At 70.5% G+C, this 15,767-nt stretch carries 19 protein-coding genes; 10 read left to right on the top strand and 9 right to left on the bottom strand.

Translation table 11 applies throughout. The annotated features are described in order from the left end of the window. Nucleotides 1-11: 11 nt before the first annotated feature. From H4696_RS29300 to H4696_RS29290, 3 genes are read right to left on the bottom strand one after another with little or no spacing between them, the layout of a single operon-like run. Nucleotides 12-206, bottom strand: coding sequence for a ferredoxin (locus H4696_RS29300; protein WP_086858280.1), 195 nt, complete (start codon nt 204-206; stop codon nt 12-14). Between the two features lie 38 nt (nt 207-244). Then, nucleotides 245-1,444, bottom strand: coding sequence for a cytochrome P450 (locus H4696_RS29295; protein WP_086858279.1), 1,200 nt, complete (start codon nt 1,442-1,444; stop codon nt 245-247). 10 nt (nt 1,445-1,454) lie between these two features. Further along, the gene (locus tag H4696_RS29290) at nt 1,455-2,678 is read right to left on the bottom strand and encodes a cytochrome P450 (RefSeq protein WP_086858278.1); all 1,224 of its coding nucleotides are present in this window, start codon (nt 2,676-2,678) and stop codon (nt 1,455-1,457) included. A 180-nt stretch (nt 2,679-2,858) separates the two neighbouring features. Between H4696_RS29290 and H4696_RS29285 the strand changes: the two genes are divergently transcribed. Continuing rightward, nucleotides 2,859-3,497, top strand: a complete 639-nt coding sequence (locus H4696_RS29285) for a TetR/AcrR family transcriptional regulator (RefSeq protein WP_192782601.1) — start codon at nt 2,859-2,861, stop codon at nt 3,495-3,497. Nucleotides 3,498-3,723: 226 nt separating this feature from the next. Continuing rightward, entirely contained in the window at nt 3,724-4,422 is a 699-nt protein-coding gene (locus H4696_RS29280; protein WP_249026926.1) for a GH12 family glycosyl hydrolase domain-containing protein, read from the top strand. Here the strand turns inward: H4696_RS29280 and H4696_RS29275 are convergent. From H4696_RS29275 to deoC, 4 genes are all read right to left on the bottom strand, one after another. Beyond that, on the bottom strand, nt 4,419-4,955 hold the full coding sequence (locus tag H4696_RS29275; protein WP_086858276.1) for a hypothetical protein: 537 nt from the start codon (nt 4,953-4,955) through the stop codon (nt 4,419-4,421). The genes H4696_RS29280 and H4696_RS29275 overlap by 4 nt on opposite strands. Before the next feature lie 86 nt (nt 4,956-5,041). Beyond that, nucleotides 5,042-5,908 carry an aldehyde dehydrogenase family protein gene (locus H4696_RS29270; protein ID WP_086858275.1) on the bottom strand — a complete coding sequence of 289 codons (867 nt, stop codon included), beginning with the start codon at nt 5,906-5,908 and terminating at the stop codon, nt 5,042-5,044. Next, nucleotides 5,901-7,334 carry an aldehyde dehydrogenase family protein gene (locus H4696_RS29265; RefSeq protein ID WP_086858274.1) on the bottom strand — a complete coding sequence of 478 codons (1,434 nt, stop codon included), beginning with the start codon at nt 7,332-7,334 and terminating at the stop codon, nt 5,901-5,903. Before H4696_RS29265 ends, H4696_RS29270 begins: the two co-directional genes overlap by 8 nt. Next, nucleotides 7,334-8,308 (bottom strand): deoxyribose-phosphate aldolase, encoded by a 975-nt coding sequence (deoC, locus tag H4696_RS29260; RefSeq protein WP_086858273.1) that lies wholly within the window; start codon nt 8,306-8,308, stop codon nt 7,334-7,336. The genes H4696_RS29265 and deoC overlap by 1 nt, the downstream gene beginning before the upstream one ends. 272 nt (nt 8,309-8,580) lie before the next feature. Here deoC and H4696_RS29255 point away from each other — a divergent pair, with 272 nt between their 5' ends. After that, complete coding sequence (locus H4696_RS29255; RefSeq protein WP_225955838.1) at nt 8,581-9,153, top strand: Uma2 family endonuclease; 573 nt, start codon at nt 8,581-8,583, stop codon at nt 9,151-9,153. Between the two features lie 3 nt (nt 9,154-9,156). Here H4696_RS29255 and H4696_RS29250 read toward each other — a convergent pair whose 3' ends face one another. Then, nucleotides 9,157-9,771, bottom strand: coding sequence for a DUF1707 SHOCT-like domain-containing protein (locus H4696_RS29250; RefSeq protein WP_192783084.1), 615 nt, complete (start codon nt 9,769-9,771; stop codon nt 9,157-9,159). Nucleotides 9,772-9,856: 85 nt separating this feature from the next. Here H4696_RS29250 and H4696_RS29245 point away from each other — a divergent pair, with 85 nt between their 5' ends. The 5 genes from H4696_RS29245 to H4696_RS29225 are packed head-to-tail and all read left to right on the top strand — an operon-like array spanning nt 9,857 to nt 13,704. Beyond that, nucleotides 9,857-10,279: a protein-tyrosine phosphatase family protein gene (locus tag H4696_RS29245; RefSeq protein WP_086858272.1), complete on the top strand. Its 423-nt coding sequence runs from the start codon at nt 9,857-9,859 to the stop codon at nt 10,277-10,279. 5 nt (nt 10,280-10,284) lie between these two features. After that, complete coding sequence (upp, locus tag H4696_RS29240) at nt 10,285-10,908, top strand: uracil phosphoribosyltransferase (RefSeq protein WP_086858271.1); 624 nt, start codon at nt 10,285-10,287, stop codon at nt 10,906-10,908. Nucleotides 10,909-10,942: 34 nt separating this feature from the next. Beyond that, the gene (locus H4696_RS29235; RefSeq protein WP_086858293.1) at nt 10,943-11,851 is read left to right on the top strand and encodes a pentapeptide repeat-containing protein; all 909 of its coding nucleotides are present in this window, start codon (nt 10,943-10,945) and stop codon (nt 11,849-11,851) included. Nucleotides 11,852-11,884: 33 nt separating this feature from the next. Next, nucleotides 11,885-12,454 (top strand): RNA polymerase sigma factor, encoded by a 570-nt coding sequence (locus tag H4696_RS29230; protein ID WP_086858270.1) that lies wholly within the window; start codon nt 11,885-11,887, stop codon nt 12,452-12,454. Next, complete coding sequence (locus H4696_RS29225) at nt 12,451-13,704, top strand: hypothetical protein (RefSeq protein ID WP_086858269.1); 1,254 nt, start codon at nt 12,451-12,453, stop codon at nt 13,702-13,704. Before H4696_RS29230 ends, H4696_RS29225 begins: the two co-directional genes overlap by 4 nt. Here H4696_RS29225 and H4696_RS29220 read toward each other — a convergent pair. Further along, on the bottom strand, nt 13,677-14,294 hold the full coding sequence (locus H4696_RS29220) for a TetR/AcrR family transcriptional regulator (RefSeq protein ID WP_086858268.1): 618 nt from the start codon (nt 14,292-14,294) through the stop codon (nt 13,677-13,679). The two genes, H4696_RS29225 and H4696_RS29220, sit on opposite strands and share 28 nt — an antisense overlap. 84 nt (nt 14,295-14,378) lie before the next feature. On the opposite strand from H4696_RS29220, the gene H4696_RS29215 reads away from it, so the two are divergent. Continuing rightward, entirely contained in the window at nt 14,379-14,780 is a 402-nt protein-coding gene (locus H4696_RS29215; RefSeq protein ID WP_086858267.1) for a MerR family transcriptional regulator, read from the top strand. A gap of 50 nt (nt 14,781-14,830) precedes the next feature. After that, nucleotides 14,831-15,754 carry an aldo/keto reductase gene (locus H4696_RS29210; protein ID WP_225957424.1) on the top strand — a complete coding sequence of 308 codons (924 nt, stop codon included), beginning with the start codon at nt 14,831-14,833 and terminating at the stop codon, nt 15,752-15,754. Nucleotides 15,755-15,767 lie beyond the last annotated feature (13 nt).

Below are 15,767 nucleotides of genomic sequence, written 5' to 3'. Positions count from 1 at the left end.
CGGACTTCGGGCTACTCCTGCAGGGAGAGGGCCTGGCTGGGGCAGACGTGCACCGCTTCGCGGGCCTTCTCGACCAGCTCGCCCTCCGGCGTCTCGTTCAGCACGATGACCGTGCCGTCGTCCTCGCTCTGGTCGAACAGCTCGGGCTCGGTCAGCACGCACTGGCCGGCGCCGACGCACTTGCCGGTGTCCGCGATGATCTTCATGGTCCTTCTTTCCTGTGGTGGGATGGCAGGTTCGATCTCTACCAGGTCACCGGCAGCCGGTACAGGCCGTAGATGTTCGCGTCGTCCTTGAACGGCAGATCGTCCACCGGGGCGCCCAGCGCCAGCGAAGGCACGCGGCGGAACAGCGTGTCGAACACGATCTGCAGCTCCATGCGCGCCAGGTTCTGCCCGAGGCACTGGTGCGGCCCGAAGCCGAACGCGACGTGGTGGCGGGCGCCGCGCTCGATGTCGAGCTCGTCGGCGTTTTCGAACGCCCGCGGGTCGCGGTTGGCCGAGTAACCCAGCGCCAGCACGCCTTCGCCCGCCCGGATCAGCTGTCCGCCGATCTCGACGTCCTCGACGCACAGGCGGGCCGTGGCCGCGTCGACGATCGTCCAGTAGCGCAGCATCTCCTCGACCGCGTCGAGCGTCTTGCCCGGGTCGGCCTTGATCAGCGCGAGCTGCTCGGGGTTGCGCAGGAACGCCACGGTGGACAGCGAGATCATGTTCGCCGTCGTCTCGTGCCCGGCCACCAGCAGCAGGAACCCGGTCGCGGCCAGCTGCTCCCGCCGGTACGTGCCGTCTTCGCGGAGCTTGGCGATCTGCCGCCCGAGCAGGTCGTCCGGCGGGTTCGCCTCCTTCGTGGCGATGAGGTCGGCCATGTAGCCGCGGATGGTGTCGAACGCCGCCCGCCGCTCTTCGGCCGGTGTCGCGCGCTTGATCAGCTTCGCCGTGTGGGTCTGGAAGAAGTCGTGGTCGCCGTAGGGGACGCCGAGCATCTCGCAGATCACCAGCGACGGCACCGGCAGCGACAGCGCCTCTACCAGGTCGCCCGGCTTCGGCCCGGCCAGCAGCGCGTCGATCCGCTCGTCGACGATCTGCTGGATCCGCGGCCGCAGCGCCTCCATCCGGCGCACGGTGAACTCGCCGAGCACGGCCTTGCGGGCCGGCCCGTGCTCGGGCGCGTCCATGGTGATCATGGTGCGCTCGTCGCCCTGGCGCCGGAACCCGCCCTTGACCAGCTGCGGGAAGTCCGGGTGCTGCCGGTCGGCGCTGAAGCGCCGGTCGTTCAGCACGGTGCGGACGTCCTCGAGCCGGGTGACCACCCAGGCCGTGCCGCCGTCGGGCAGCCGGACCCGCTCGACGGCGGACTCCTCGCGGATCTCCTCGTACGCCGGCGGCGGCGCGAACGGGCACGTGCGGGTCATCGGGAACTCGTGCTTCTCGACGGTGGTCATGGCGTCCCCCTCACCAGGTCACGGGCAGGCAGTAGAGACCGAAGATCGACGAGTCGTGCTTGAACGGCAGCTGGTCGACGGGCGCGGCCAGCTTGAGCTCCGGGATGCGCCGGAAGAGCGTGTCGAAGACGATCTGCAGCTCCATCCGGGCGAGGTTCTGGCCGAGGCACTGGTGCGGCCCGAAGCCGAACGCGACGTGGTGGCGGGCACCGCGCTCGAGGTCGAGCTCGTCGGGGTTTTCGAACGCGGCGTCGTCGCGGTTGCCGGAGTAGCTGAGGCCGAGCACGCCTTCGCCCGCGCGGATCAGCTGCCCGCCGATCTCGACGTCTTCGGTGGCGACGCGCGAGGTCGCGAACTCCGCGATGGTGAAGTACCGCAGCAGCTCCTCGACGGCGTCGAGCGTCTTGCCCGGGTCGTTCTTGATGATGGCGAGCTGGTCCGGGTTCTCCAGCAGGGCGACCGTACCCAGCGAGATCATGTTCGCCGTCGTCTCGTGCCCGGCGATGAGCAGCAGGAACGCGAGCGAAACCAGCGAGTCGTGGTCGACGTCGCCGTGTTCTTCGCGCTGCTTGAGGATCTGGCGGCCGAGCAGGTCGTCGGTCGGGTCGGCTTCCTTCTTCGCGACCAGCCGGTCGAGGTACTCCTGCAGCTCGTCGACGGCCTTGACCCGGACTTCCTGGTCGACGTCCCGGTTGAGCAGCGTCGAGCTGCGGACCTGGAAGAACTCGTGGTCCTCGTAGGGCACGCCGAGCAGCTCGCAGATGACCAGCGACGGCACCGGCAGCGACAGCGCCGAGACCAGGTCGGCGGGCTTCGGCCCGGCCAGGATCGCGTCGATGTGCTCGTCGACGATCTGCTGGATGCGCGGCTCCAGCGCCTTCATCCGGCGGACGGTGAATTCGCCGACGACCTCACGGCGGGCCGCGCCGTGCCGCGGCGGGTCCATGTTGATCAGCGACGCGGTGAAGTTGGTCCGCCGGACCGGCCGGCCCTGCTTGGTCAGGAACGGGAAGCCGGGGTTGAACCGGTCGGAGCTGAACCGCGGGTCGGTGAGCATCTGCCGGACGTCCTCGAGCCGGGTGATCGCCCACGCCTCCTGGCCGGACTGCAGCTCGACGCGGTGCACGGGGCCGGCCTCGCGGAGCTTCTCGTAGGCCGGCGGCGGGGCGAACGGACAGCTCCGCACCATCGGGAACACGTCGCCCCTCGTGGTGGGTTCGGCGACTTCGGTCATTTCGGGCCCCCTAAATCGGACGTACAGTATGCGGAGGATTACATTCCGGTTCTTCGACCCAAGGTACCGAAGCGGAAGGAAGTCGTCCACTAGCTAACGGGTGACTCGGTGCGGATCCATTGTGTGGCCGCCTGACCATGCGAGAATCACCCCGCGCGATTCAGCGAGGAGCGAAACGGCATGACGGCAGACCCCGAGACCACCCTGCGAGCGGACGCGCGGCGCAACCGCGACCAGATCCTCGCGGCGGCGAAGAGCATCTTCGCCACGTCCGGTGCCGAGGTGCCGATGGAGGAGATCGCCCGGGCGGCCGGCGTCGGCGTCGGCACGCTCTACCGCCGCTTCCCGGACCGGGACGCGCTGATCCGCGCCGTCGCGATGGACAACTTCGAGCGCGTGCTGATCGACGCCAAGGTGATCGCGGCCGAGGAGACGTCGTCGTGGCGCGCGCTGGAGCGCCTGCTGCGGCAGTCGGTGGAGCTGCAGCTGAGCGTCCAGCTGGCGATGGTGTCGCCGCGGGCGCTGGTGATCCTGAAGAGCGACCCGGAGGTCCGCCGCCTGCGCGACGAGATCCTCGCCGTCCTCGACGGCTTCGTCGACGGCGCGCAGGCCGAGGGCAAGCTCCGCCAGGACGTCGCCGCCGGCGACATCGCGATCCTGTTCGCGACGCTGCTGCGCCAGATGCGCGCGAAGTCCCCGGACGTCGCGGAGATGGCGGCGCGCCGCTGCGTGGGCATCATGATCGACGGCCTCAGCGCGCGGCCGGGAACCGAGCTCCCCGGCCGTCCGATCACATCCCGTGACCTCGACCCCGGCTGATTTCCCGGATTTCCGTGTTAATGTTCCGCCTCGTTCTGCCTGATTCTGGCCGTGAGGCGGGAAAATGCGTCGAAGATCCGCGTTGTTGGTCATTCCCTTGCTGCTGCTCGCCGGGTGCGGTCGCGACGGCGCGGCGCCGGTCGCCGGGCCGCTTCCATCGGTGCCGTCGACCTCCAGCGCGTCGCTCGCGCCCGCGACTTCGGTGCCTTTGAGTACGTCCCGATCCGTGCCGCCACCTGCGCCGACGCCGACCGCGCCGTCGGTGACCCCGGCCCGGAACTGCGGCTCCCCGGAGTTCACGACGAGCGACCCGGACGGCGGCTGGTCCGACGGCGGGTACTACGTGCACAACAACATGTGGAACGCGGGCGAAGCGGGCCCGGAAACGCTGCGCGCCTGCGCGTACGACAACTGGTACGTCGATTCCGTCCAGCCCGATTCCACGTCGGTGAAAACCTATCCGAATGTGCACAAGGACATCAACGACCAGAACGGGAAACCGTTCAACGACTACTCGGTGATCAGGTCGTCGTTCGGGGGCCGCGGCCCGGGCATCGGCGTCTACGACGTGGCGTACGACCTGTGGCTGAACGGCGTGGGCGACGGCAAGGGCGTCAGCGAGCTGATGGTCTGGACGGAGAACCGCAAACAGGTCCCGGCGGGCGACAAGCTGACGACGTACACCGCGGGCGGCTTCACGTACGACGTCTGGGCGGAGGACGAGGGCTACGTGGCGTTCGTTTCGCGGACGACGCAGTACTCGGGCACGGCGGACCTGAAGGCGATGATCGCGTGGGCGATCGGGAAGGGCTTGATCCCGCCCAACCCGACGGTGAACCAGATCGGGTACGGGATCGAGTTCTGCTCGACGGGTGGGGGTAAGGCGCGGTTCACGCTGACGGACTTCTCGGTGTCGATGAGCTAGCGGGCGTAGCGCTGGATGGTCCGCTGGGACGGGCGGAAGAGTGGCTGGCCGACCAGCAGGTTGACCACGCACAGCGCGACCGCGACGGCCGGGAGCGCCAGATAGGCCACGACTCCCGGCGTCACGAGGTGGACGGTGCGGGTCACGTTCTCGGCTGACCACGTGAAGCGGCCCATGAAGGTCACGTAGAAGAAGAGCGACGTGAAGAGGCCGGCGCCGGCCGGTACGGCGAGCGGGTAGAGGGCCAAGCCCGACTTCTGCCGGTCCAGGACGTGGCCCTGGGGGATCGTCGTCACCCACTGCCGGGCCAGGGTCATCGTCACGCCGGAGACCAGCAGGAACAGGCCGAGGAAGACGCCCGTGGCGGCCGTCATCGCGAACATCGGGCCGGAGCCGCCCGGCAGCAGGAGGCCGCCGACCGCGATCCCGAGCCCGACCAGCACGCCCGCGGCCACCGTGACCGCGCCCAAGACCAGGCAACGGCCGCGGAAGCGCGCGGCCATCCGCGGGGGAATCAGGATCGGGCCGTTCACGCGCTCCCCCTACTCTGAGTACTCGCTCGGGAGCATAGCGTCGGAAGGCCACCACCCGGACCGGGTGGTGGCCTCCCTGTGGGAACTCAGACGCCCAGCGTGTGCCAGACCGTCTTCGCCTCCAAGTACCGCCGCAGCCGGGTCAGGTCCGGCGCCGCCGTCCAGTCCGGCTCGGCCTCCGGGACCGTCAGGACCCGCTTCACCGTGTTCGCCGCTTCGCGGGCCAGGCCCGGGCGGTCCGCCGGGGCCGCACCCGTCGGGTCCAGGGCGTTCACGTCGCCGTGCGAAGCCAGCCACGGGCCCAGCTCCGACGCGTGGCCCGTCAGGATGTTCGCCACGCCGCCCGGGACGTCCGAGGTTGCCAGGACCTCCGACAGCGTGATCGCCGGCAACGGCCGCTCCGCGCTGGAGACCACCACCGCCGTCGAGCCGGTGGCCAGGACCGGGGCCAGGACCTCCACCAGGCCCAGCAGGGACGAGCCCTGCGGGGCCAGGATGCCCACCACGCCGGTCGGCTCCGGGACGGTGAACGAGAAGTACGGGCCCGCCACCGGGTTCGCCGCACCGAGGACCGTCGCGATCTTGTCCGTCCAGCCCGCGTACCAGACCCAGCGGTCGATGGCCGCGTCCACAATGGACTCCGCCTTCTTCGCTGCCAGGCCTTCGGACGCCGAGACCTCCGCGACGAACTGGTCGCGGCGGCCCTCCAGGACCTCGGCCACCCGGTAGAGCACCTGGCCGCGGTTGTACGCCGTCGCCGCAGACCAGCCCGGGAACGCCTTGCGGGCCGCCACCACCGCGTCGCGGACGTCCTTGCGGGACGCGTGTGCCGCGTTCGCCAGGAACTTGCCCTTGGTGTCCGTCACCGGGTACACCCGGCCGGACTCCGAACGCGGGAACTTGCCGCCGATGTAGAGCTTGTACGTCTTCGCGACGGAAATCCGGTCAGACATTCAGGTACGCCTCCAGCCCGGTGCGGCCGCCTTCGCGCCCGAAGCCGGATTCCTGGTAGCCGCCGAACGGGGCGGCGGGGTCGAAGCGGTTGAAGGTGTTGGCCCAGACCACGCCGGCGCGCAGCTGGTTCGCCATCCACAGGATCCGGGAGCCCTTTTCGGTCCAGATGCCCGCCGAAAGCCCGTACGGCGTGTTGTTCGCCTTCGCCACGGCCTCGTCCGGCGTGCGGAACGTCAGCACCGACAGCACCGGGCCAAAGATCTCCTCGCGCGCGATCCGCATCGACTGGTGGACGTTCGCGAACACCGTCGGGGCGAAGAAGAACCCGCGGTCCGGCACCGGGCACGGGCTGGTCCAGCGCTCCGCGCCTTCGGCGTCGCCGGCTTCGACGAGCCCGCGGATCTTGGCCAGCTGCTCGGCCGAGTTGATCGCGCCGATGTCGGTGTTCTTGTCCAGCGGGTCGCCGATGCGCAGCGTCGAGACGCGGTAGCGCAGCTTCTCCAGCACCTCTTCGGCGATGGACTCCTGGACCAGCAGCCGCGAGCCCGCGCAGCAGACGTGGCCCTGGTTGAAGAAGATGCCGTTGACGATGCCCTCGATCGCCTGGTCCAGCGGGGCGTCCTCGAACACGATGTTCGCGGCCTTGCCGCCCAGTTCCAGCGTCAGCTTCTTCGGCGTGCCCGCGACCTGGCGCTGGATCGCCTTGCCGACCTCGGTCGAGCCGGTGAAGGCGATCTTGTTCACGTCGGCGTGCTCCACAATGGACGCACCGATGTCGCCCGCGCCCGGCAGGATGTTGACCACGCCAGGCGGCAGTTCGGCCTGCTGGCAGATCTCCGCGAAGACCAGCGCGGTCAACGGCGTCGTCTCGGCCGGCTTCAGCACCACGGTGTTGCCGGTGGCCAGCGCCGGCGCGATCTTCCAGGCCAGCATCAGCAGCGGGAAGTTCCACGGGATGATCTGGCCCGCGACACCCAGCGGCCGCGGATCGGGGCCGTAGCCCGCGTACTCCAGCTTGTCCGCCCAGCCCGCGTGGTAGAAGAAGTGCGCCGCCGCCGTCGGGACGTCGGAGTCGCGCGACTCCTTGATCGGCTTGCCGTTGTCGAGGCTCTCCAGCACGGCCAGCTCGCGCGAGCGCTCCTGGATCAGCCGCGCGATGCGGAAGAGGTACTTCGCGCGCTCGGTGCCCGGCATCTTGGACCAGACGCCGGTGTACGCCTTGCGCGCGGCCTTGACCGCGGTGTCCACATCGGACTTCGACGCGGTGCCGACTTCGGCGAGGATCTCTTCGGTGGCCGGGTTGATCGTCTTGAGCGGCTCGCCCGAGCCGTCGACGAATTCGCCGTTGACGAAGGGCTTGTAGTGGTCCTTGAGGTTCGCGATGGCGCGCGACTCCGGCGCCGGTGCGTACTCGAAAACGGGCATCAGTCCACCGTCACGTAGTCGGGGCCGCTGTAGTGGCCGTCCACCTGGGTGCGGCGCTGCAGCAGCAGGTCGTTGAGCAGGCTGGACGCGCCGAAGCGGAACAGGTCCGGGACCAGCCACTGCTCGCCGGCGACCTCGTGCACGGCGACGAGGTACTTGATCGCGTCCTTCGTGGTCCGGATGCCGCCGGCGGGCTTGACGCCGCGCAGCTCGCCGGTCTGCGCGTGCCAGTCGTGGACGGCCTGCAGCATGATGTGGGTGACCGGCAGCGTCGCCGCGGGGGAGACCTTGCCGGTGGAGGTCTTGATGAAGTCGCCGCCGGCCAGCAGCGCCAGCCACGACGCGCGCCGCACGTTGTCGTAGGTCGCCAGCTCGCCGGTCTCGAGGATGACCTTGAGGTGGGCGTCGCCGCAGGCCTGTTTGATGGCCTGGATCTCTTCGAAGACGGCCATGTAGCGGCCTTCGAGGAAGGCGCCGCGGTCGATCACCATGTCGACCTCGTGCGCGCCCGCGTCGACGGCGATCTTGGTGTCGGCCAGCTTGATCTCGCGGCTGGTGCGCCCGGCGGGGAAGCCGGTGGCGACGCTCGCGACGTGCACGCCGCTGCCCTGGAGCGCCTCGACGGCGGTGGCGACCATGTCCGGGTACACGCAGACGGCGGCGACGCGCGGGGTGTCCTGGCGTTCCGGGTCGGGGCGGACGGCCTTCGCGGCCAGCGCCCGGACCTTGCCGCGGGTGTCGGCGCCCTCCAGCGTGGTCAGGTCGACCATGGAGATGGCGGTGTCGATGGCCCACCGCTTGGCGTCCTTCTTGATGCTGCGCGTGCCGAGGCCCGCCGCGCGCTGCTCGACGCCGACCTGGTCGACACCGGGCAGCCCGAGCAGGAAGCGGCGCAGGCTCGCGTCGTCGCGAGTCGCGTCCGCCAGCGGTGCCGGGGTGGCCGGCGCCGCTGACGTGCTGGTCGTGGCTGTCATGCGCCTGAGTCTAGGCGGCGGGTACGACAGCGCGCGGCGCCCGACTGACGGTCACCCGGTGTGACGTAATTGGTCGGCTGTGTCACGCAGGCGTGACGATTTCAAAGTCGATCGGGGGAGTGGCCCGGCATCATGTCTGTCGTTGGACGGCCACCGGGTGAGTGTCGCGAAACCCCAGCTCATGTGAGGTGGCGAGGGTGAAACGCAACAAGTGTGGCGGTATTTGTGGCACAATTCGGCGGACGATTAGAGGTACTCACAGAGGAGTTGGGATGACCGCTCTGCCGGACTGGATGGACTTGCCGTCCGCAGGGTTGAGCGCTGATGATTACGATGCGTTGCCAGAAGAAGTCTGTCGTCGTATCGAGATCGTTGATGGAGCAATCGTCGTGAACCCGGCACCTCGCCGCCCGCACCAGATCTTCGCCAGGAGGCTGGCGAACGTGCTCGAGGCGGCATGCGGGCCCGGCCTGGAAGTGGCCACCGACGTCGATCTCCGGCTACGTGACGTGCCTTTGCTGAACCGCCGCCCGGACGTTGTGGTCTACAGCTCGGCTTTGCCGAGCGACGCGGTGCTCAAGTCCGAACACTGTGCCCTCGTGGTCGAGGTCATGTCACCCGGCTCGGTCACCGCTGACCAGATCGACAAGCCCGGCGAGTACGCGGCCGGCGGCATCCAGCACTTCTGGCGCGTCGAAAACACCGACGACCCGGACAAGCTCCGCGTCTTCCGCTACCAGCTCGACCCCACCACTAAGACCTACGCGTCCGCGGCCGTGCACGACGGGCCGTTCACCGTGACCGATCCCTTCACGGTGAACGTCGACCTCGCCAAGCTGCTCTGAACGTCAGCCCTGCTCGATCCGCGGTGGGTCCACCCGCTGGGCCGGCCGCCGGTACACCACGACCCCGCCCCAGAACCCCAGCCCGTTGATCTTCACCGTAGGTGCCGTCGGGGGTGCCGGTGGCGCGCCCGACTTGTCCTCCAGCACGAACCCGCCCATGAAGCCGATGCCCGTCACGTCGACGTTGATGTCGTCCGGGACCGTGATCTGGATGCCGCCCATGATCGCGATCGCCGTGATCGTGCAGTGCTTGTCCGCGAACCTCGCCTGGCGCAGGTCGATCTCCGCGCCGCCCCAGAAGGCGAAGCTCGTGTGCTGCGGGGGCAGGACCCAGCTGCCCTTGCGGACCGCTCCCGACATCACGCCGATCGACACCGGGGAGCCCGCGTAGCCGCCGATGCGCTGGTCCGGGAAGCCCAGCGCGCGGGAAGTGGCCGGCTCGATGACGCCCGACGACGTGGGCAGGTCCACCGTCACCGGTTTGAGGTCGCCGACGGTCTTCGCCGCGTAGACCGTCGACAGGCGTTCTTCGAGTTCGTTCACCGTGATCCGCCCTTCCGCGAGGGCGTTGTGCAGCACCTGGGCGACGCGCTCGCGGTCGGCGTCGGAGGCCCGCATCTGGTCGGGCGTCAGTTCGCTCACCCGGCGCAGCTTATCGGCGAAAACCACCCTCCGTGTCCACCTTCTGGAGGACACTGCTCCGATGGTGCGTTTTCCCGACGGCGTCGAGGTCCGCGGCCGCGGGCTCGGCCGCCCGAAACCCGACGGGCCCGACCCGGATTTCGGTCTCTACCTGGGGACGAGCCGGCTGCGGCGCAAGTACGGCGGGGGCATCACCTGGCCGCACGAATGGGTCACCTGGCCCGACTTCCTGCTGCCGGCGAACCCACAGGACGCCCGCGAAAAGATCAAGGCCCTCCACGAACGAGCCAAGACCGAAACCGTCGAGGTTGCCTGTTACGGCGGCGCGGGCCGCACCGGCACCGTGATGGCCTGCCTGGCGATCCTCTCCGGCGTCCCCGCCGGCGAAGCCGTCGCCTGGGTGCGTGAGCACTACAACGAACGAGCCGTCGAAACTCCCTGGCAGCGCGGCTGGGTGAAGAGCTTCGCGAAACGGCTAGATTGACCCGCATGGATGTGCACGTCGTCGACCACCCCCTCGCGAAGGCCCGGCTCTCCACGATGCGCGACGCGCGCACCGACAGCGCCGCGTTCCGGGCCGCGCTGCACGAGCTGACCGTCATGCTGGTCTACGAAGCCACGCGCGACGTCCCGGTGAAGACCGAGCGGATCCACACGCCGGTCGCGCGCACCGACGGCTTCAAGCTGGCGAAGCCGCCGCTGCTGGTGCCGGTGCTGCGGGCCGGGCTGGGCATGGCCGACCAGGCGCACAAGCTGATCCCGGACGCGCAGATGGGCTTCGTCGGCCTCGCGCGCGACGAGGAGACGCTCAAGCCGACGCCGTACCTCGAGTCGCTGCCGGAGTCGCTCGCCGACCGGCCGGTCCTGGTGCTCGACCCGATGCTCGCCACCGGCGGCTCGATGGAGTACACGATCCGGCTGCTCACCGACCGCGGCGCCGACGACGTCACGGCCATCTGCGCGCTCGCCGCGCCGGAAGGCCTGGCGCACCTGGAAAAGACCGGCCTGCCGGTCCGCGTCGTCACCGCCAGCATCGACGAGCGCCTCAACGACTCGGGCTTCATCGTGCCGGGTCTCGGCGACGCCGGTGACCGCCAGTACGGCGCCGTCTGAGCCGTTGCCGGTCCTGAAGTGGCGGTGGATCGCCGTGACCGCGGTCGCGGTCGCGGCCGTCACCGCCGGGCTGCTGTGGCTGTTCCTAGCCTGGTCCGGGGAGCCGACCGCGCCGGTGCGCATCGACGCGGTCAAGACGGCGTTCGGCGTCGGCGCGGGCGCGGGCGGCGTGTTCGCGCTGTGGCTCGCGACGCGCCGCCAGCGCACCCTGGAACTGCAGCTGGCCGAGACCACCCGCGTCGCCGCCGTGACCGAGCGGGACCTCGAGGAGCGGCGGGTCACCGAGCTGTACACGAAGGCCGTCGAACAGCTCGGCAGCGACAAGGCGCCGGTCCGGCTCGGCGGGCTGTACGCGCTGGAGCGGCTGGGGCAGGACAACCCGAGGCAGCGCCAGACGATCGTCAACGTCCTGTGCGCCTACCTGCGGATGCCGTTCGACAGCCCGGAAAGAGGCCTGAAGGGCACCGCCGACCTCGGGCCGGCCGACTACGACGAGAGCGAGCTGCAGGTCCGCCTGGCCGCGCAGGAACTGCTCAAGACCCACCTGACCCACGACGAACCCGCCTACTGGGCCGGGATGGCGATCGACCTGCAGCGGGCCACCCTCGTCGACTTCCGGCTCAGCGGCTGCACGCTGGCCGCCGCGGACTTCAGCCGGGCCAGGTTCGTCGGCGCGGTGCACATCCGCGGCACGACCTTCACCCGCCGGGCGGGGTTCTTCGGCGCGGAGTTCACCTCGGCGGTGAACTTCGACCAGTCGGTTTTCGCGGAGGGCGCGTTCTTCACCTGGGCGCGCTTCGGCGCGTTCGCCCGGTTCACCCGGGTCCGCTCGGGCGGCCGGTTCGAGCTGACCCGCGCGCGGTTCGAGGGCGAAACCGACTTCGAGGGCGGCGAACACCAGGACATCGACCTGACGGATGCCCGGTTCCCGGAGAACGAATAGCAACGTCCCGTCCGGTGCCGGCCACTGAAGGGTGTGACCAGCCATACGACGGGGGTACCGGTGGGTGATCGGGCCCTGTGGGGCCGGGCGGCCGACGGCGACGAAACGGCTTTCGGCGAGCTCTTCGAGCGGCACGCGGAAGCCGTCTGGAACCACGCCTACCGGCTGACCGGCTCCTGGGCCGCCGCCGAAGACCTGACCTCGAACACGTTCCTGACCGCGTGGCGCCGCCGTGCCGACGTCACGCTCGTGCGGGACAGCGCCTTGCCCTGGCTCTACACGGTGGCCGGCAACGCCGCCCGCGACGAGTACCGCGGCGCGAGACGGCGGCGGCTGCTGCTCCGGAAGATCCCGGACCCGCCGGTGGTGTCCGACCACGCCGACGCCGTGGCCGAGCGGCTCGACGGCGAGCGGCGGCTGCGCGAGGTCGTCGAAGCCGTGCGGACGCTGCCGAAGGCGCAGCGCACGGTCGTCGAGCTGTGCCTGCTCGGCGACCTCGGCACCGCCGACGCCGCCGCGTTGCTCGCCGTCGCGGAAGTGACCGTCCGCGCCCACCTGTCCCGGGCCCGTGCCCGGCTGCGCACCCTGCTGGAGGAGAAATGAGCGACGACCTCGGCCTGCCGCCGCGGCGCGCGCTGCCCGCCGACGTCCGCGACCGGCTGCGTGCGGAAGTCCGCGCGGGCACCGGGAAACCCGCGCGGTCCAAGCACGTCTGGTACGCCGCCGCGGCCGCGGTGCTCGTCCTGGCCGCCGGCGCGGTCGTCGTGACGCGGCAGCTGCGGCAGCCCGCCGAAGTGGCGCCCGCGGTGACCGGTGGCCCGACGCTCGACGGCAAGCTCGCGACGACGGCGCTCGACCGGTGCTGGGCCGCGGTAGCGGCGGCCGGCAAGACCGACCGGGTGCCGACGCGCGCGGAGTGGGTCCCGCTGCTCACCGAGGAGCTCGAAGGGGACGCCGTGGTCGCGGCCACCGCCGCGGGCAAGCCGATGTTCTGCGAGACGACCGCGACCACCGTGACGCTGTCGGACCCGGGCGCCACGCCCGCGTACGCGCCGGGCAGCCGGTCCGGGCTGCTGCTGCACAGCGCGACCGGGCTGGTCGGCGGGGTGCTGGACCCGGCGTGGCCGAAGGCGACCCTCGCGACGTCGACCCCCGGCGGGTCCAGCGGGAGCGACGTCGAGTTCTCGCCGGTCAGCCGCCAGTTCGTGGCCCACACCCGGACCGCGCCGGACCGGACGGCGGTCGCGCTCATCGACGGCGGCCCGGGACAACCCCGGAAGGTGGACCTCCCGGCCGCCCCGGCGCCCCTGCTCGCGGTGACCGACCGCCCGGAGCCCGCCAACCGGACGTCGGCGGCGGGCCGTGCTCTCGGCGACTGCCTCGCCGACGCCGAAGAGGTGATCCCGGACGCCGCCGCCTACCGGCCGGGACCGCTGCTGAGCGAGGGCGACAAGCAGGTGGTCATGGGCCGCCGCGGCGACCGCGTGATCGTCTGCACGCGCGAGCCGGACTACCGGCGGCCGGGGAAGACGCAGGCCCGCGCGTACCCCGATCTGGTGGCGGCCCGGGGAGTCCCGGCGCGGCTCCTCGAGGTGAACACGCTCGGCGGCGCCGAGTCGGGCGCCCCGGCAGGCGAAGCCCGTCAGCCGGTCGCGGTGGCGCTGCCGGCCACGGCGACCTCGGCGGGCTTCGAATTCGACGCCGCCAACGGCGCCGACCTGGTGGTCACCGACGGCATGGCGCTGGCCTGGCTGCCGCGGAAGATCGCCTTGACGCCGGAGACGAAGGTGCGCGTGCGGGCGTGGAACGCGAAGAACGAGCTCGTCTACGAGGGGTCGTTGCCGCTGTTCTGAGGCCGCAGCCAGCCGGAGGCGTTCGCGCGCAGGGCCCGCTCGTACGAGCCGGTCACGTCGAACTCCTCCGGCAGGTTGCCGGTCAGCTCCAGCGACACCAGCCCGTGCACGATGGCCCAGCAGCCGACCGCGATCGTCTCGGGCGGGACGTCGACGAAGACGCCGTCGGCGATCGCCCGGCGGATGACCGCCTCCAGGGGCTCCAGCGTCTTGCGGGCCAGTTTTTCGGCGTCTTCGTTGGGTTCGAACCCCGGCACGGACCGGCTGAACATGATCCCGTACAGGTTCGGGTCGGCGAGCGCGCTGGCGCGGTAGGCGCTGCCGAGCGCGACCAGGTCGTCGACGGCGTCGCCGGTCAGCGCGGTACCCGCCATCCGGGCGCCGAAGCGGCGGAAGCCCTCGGTGTAGAGGGCGTTCACCAGATCGGGTTTGCTGCCGAAGAGGGAGTACACGGCGGTGGTCGACGTCCCGGCGTCGGCGGCGAGCTTTCGCAGGGAAAGCGCCTTCGGCCCGTCGGCGGCGATGAGCTCACCGGCGCGGTCGAGGAGCTTCAGCCGGAGCGCTTCGTCGTGCGTACGGGGTCGAGCCATGTACGCAGCGTATCGGAACGGTGTTATGAAAGACCAGGGTGAAGAGTTGACCTGGAGTGCACTCCAGGTCGTAGTGTCGAGGTCATGAGCTACTCGATAGCGGAAGCCGCTCGACGTAGCGGACTGTCCATCGACACCCTCCGGTACTACGAGCGCATCAAACTGCTCGACCCGCCCGCCCGTGACACCGCGGGCCGCCGGGCCTACTCGGACGAAGACCTGAACTGGCTCGGTTTCCTGACCAAGCTGCGCACCACGGGGATGCCCATCAAGAGCATGCGCGAGTACGCGTCGCTGCGCCGCCACGGCGTCGCCAGCGCGGGCCGCCGCAAGGCTCTGCTGGTGGAGCAGCGGCGGTCGGTCGCCGAGCGGATCGCCGAGCTGCAGGGCTGTCTCGACGTCCTCGACTACAAGATCGACAACTACGCACAGGTCGAGCGCAGCGTGCTCGGCATCGAACCCGGCAGGGAGGAAATTTCCGCGTGAAGACCAGGAAGCTCGGCGGACTGGAAGTCGGTGCCCAGGGGCTGGGCTGCATGGGGATGAGCCACGCCTACGGCGTCCGCGACAACGACGAGGAGTCGATCGCGACGATCCACCGGGCGCTCGACCTCGGCGTGACGCTGCTGGACACGGCGAACGTCTACGCGAACGGCGACAACGAAGAACTGGTCGGCCGCGCCATCGCCGGCCGCCGCGACGAGGTCGTGCTGGCGACGAAGTTCGGCATCGTGTGGACCGACGGCGTGATGGGGGCCCGCGGCGACGCGGCGTACGTCAAGCAGAGCTGCGACGAGTCGCTGCGGCGGCTGGGCGTCGACCACATCGACCTCTACTACCAGCACCGCGTCGACCCGGACACCCCGATCGAGGAGACCTGGGGCGCGCTGGGCGAACTGGTGGCCGCCGGGAAGATCCGGTACGCCGGGATTTCCGAGGCGAGCGCCGCGACGATCCGCGCCGCCCACGCCGTGCACCCGGTGACGGCGCTGCAGAGCGAATGGTCGCTGTGGACCCGGGGGATCGAGGGCGAAATCCTGGACACGTGCCGGGAGCTCGGCGTCGGCGTGGTGCCGTTCTCGCCGCTGGGCCGGGGTTTCCTGACCGGTGCGGTGAAGTCGGTGCAGGACCTGCCGGACGACGACATGCGCCGCGGCCTGCCGCGCTTCGCCGAGGGCAACTTCGAGCGCAACATGGCGATCGTCGACGCGCTGCGGAAGCTGGCGGAGGAGAAGGGCGTCACCGCCGGGCAGCTCGCGCTCGCCTGGGTGCAGTCGCACGGCGAGGACGTCGTGCCGATCCCGGGCACCAAGCGCCGCAAGTACCTCGAGGAGAACGTGGCGGCAGCTTCGCTGGAGCTGACGGACGGCGACCTGGCCGCGATCGAGGCGGCCGCCCCCGCGGACGCGATCGCCGGGGAGCGCTACCCCGAACGCCTCGCCCGCGCCGCCGGCCGCTGATCTTCTGAGGCTT

Origin of the sequence: Amycolatopsis lexingtonensis, assembly GCF_014873755.1 — a bacterium.
Lineage (GTDB): Bacteria > Actinomycetota > Actinomycetes > Mycobacteriales > Pseudonocardiaceae > Amycolatopsis > Amycolatopsis lexingtonensis.
This window is presented reverse-complemented; position numbering and strand designations above follow the sequence as displayed.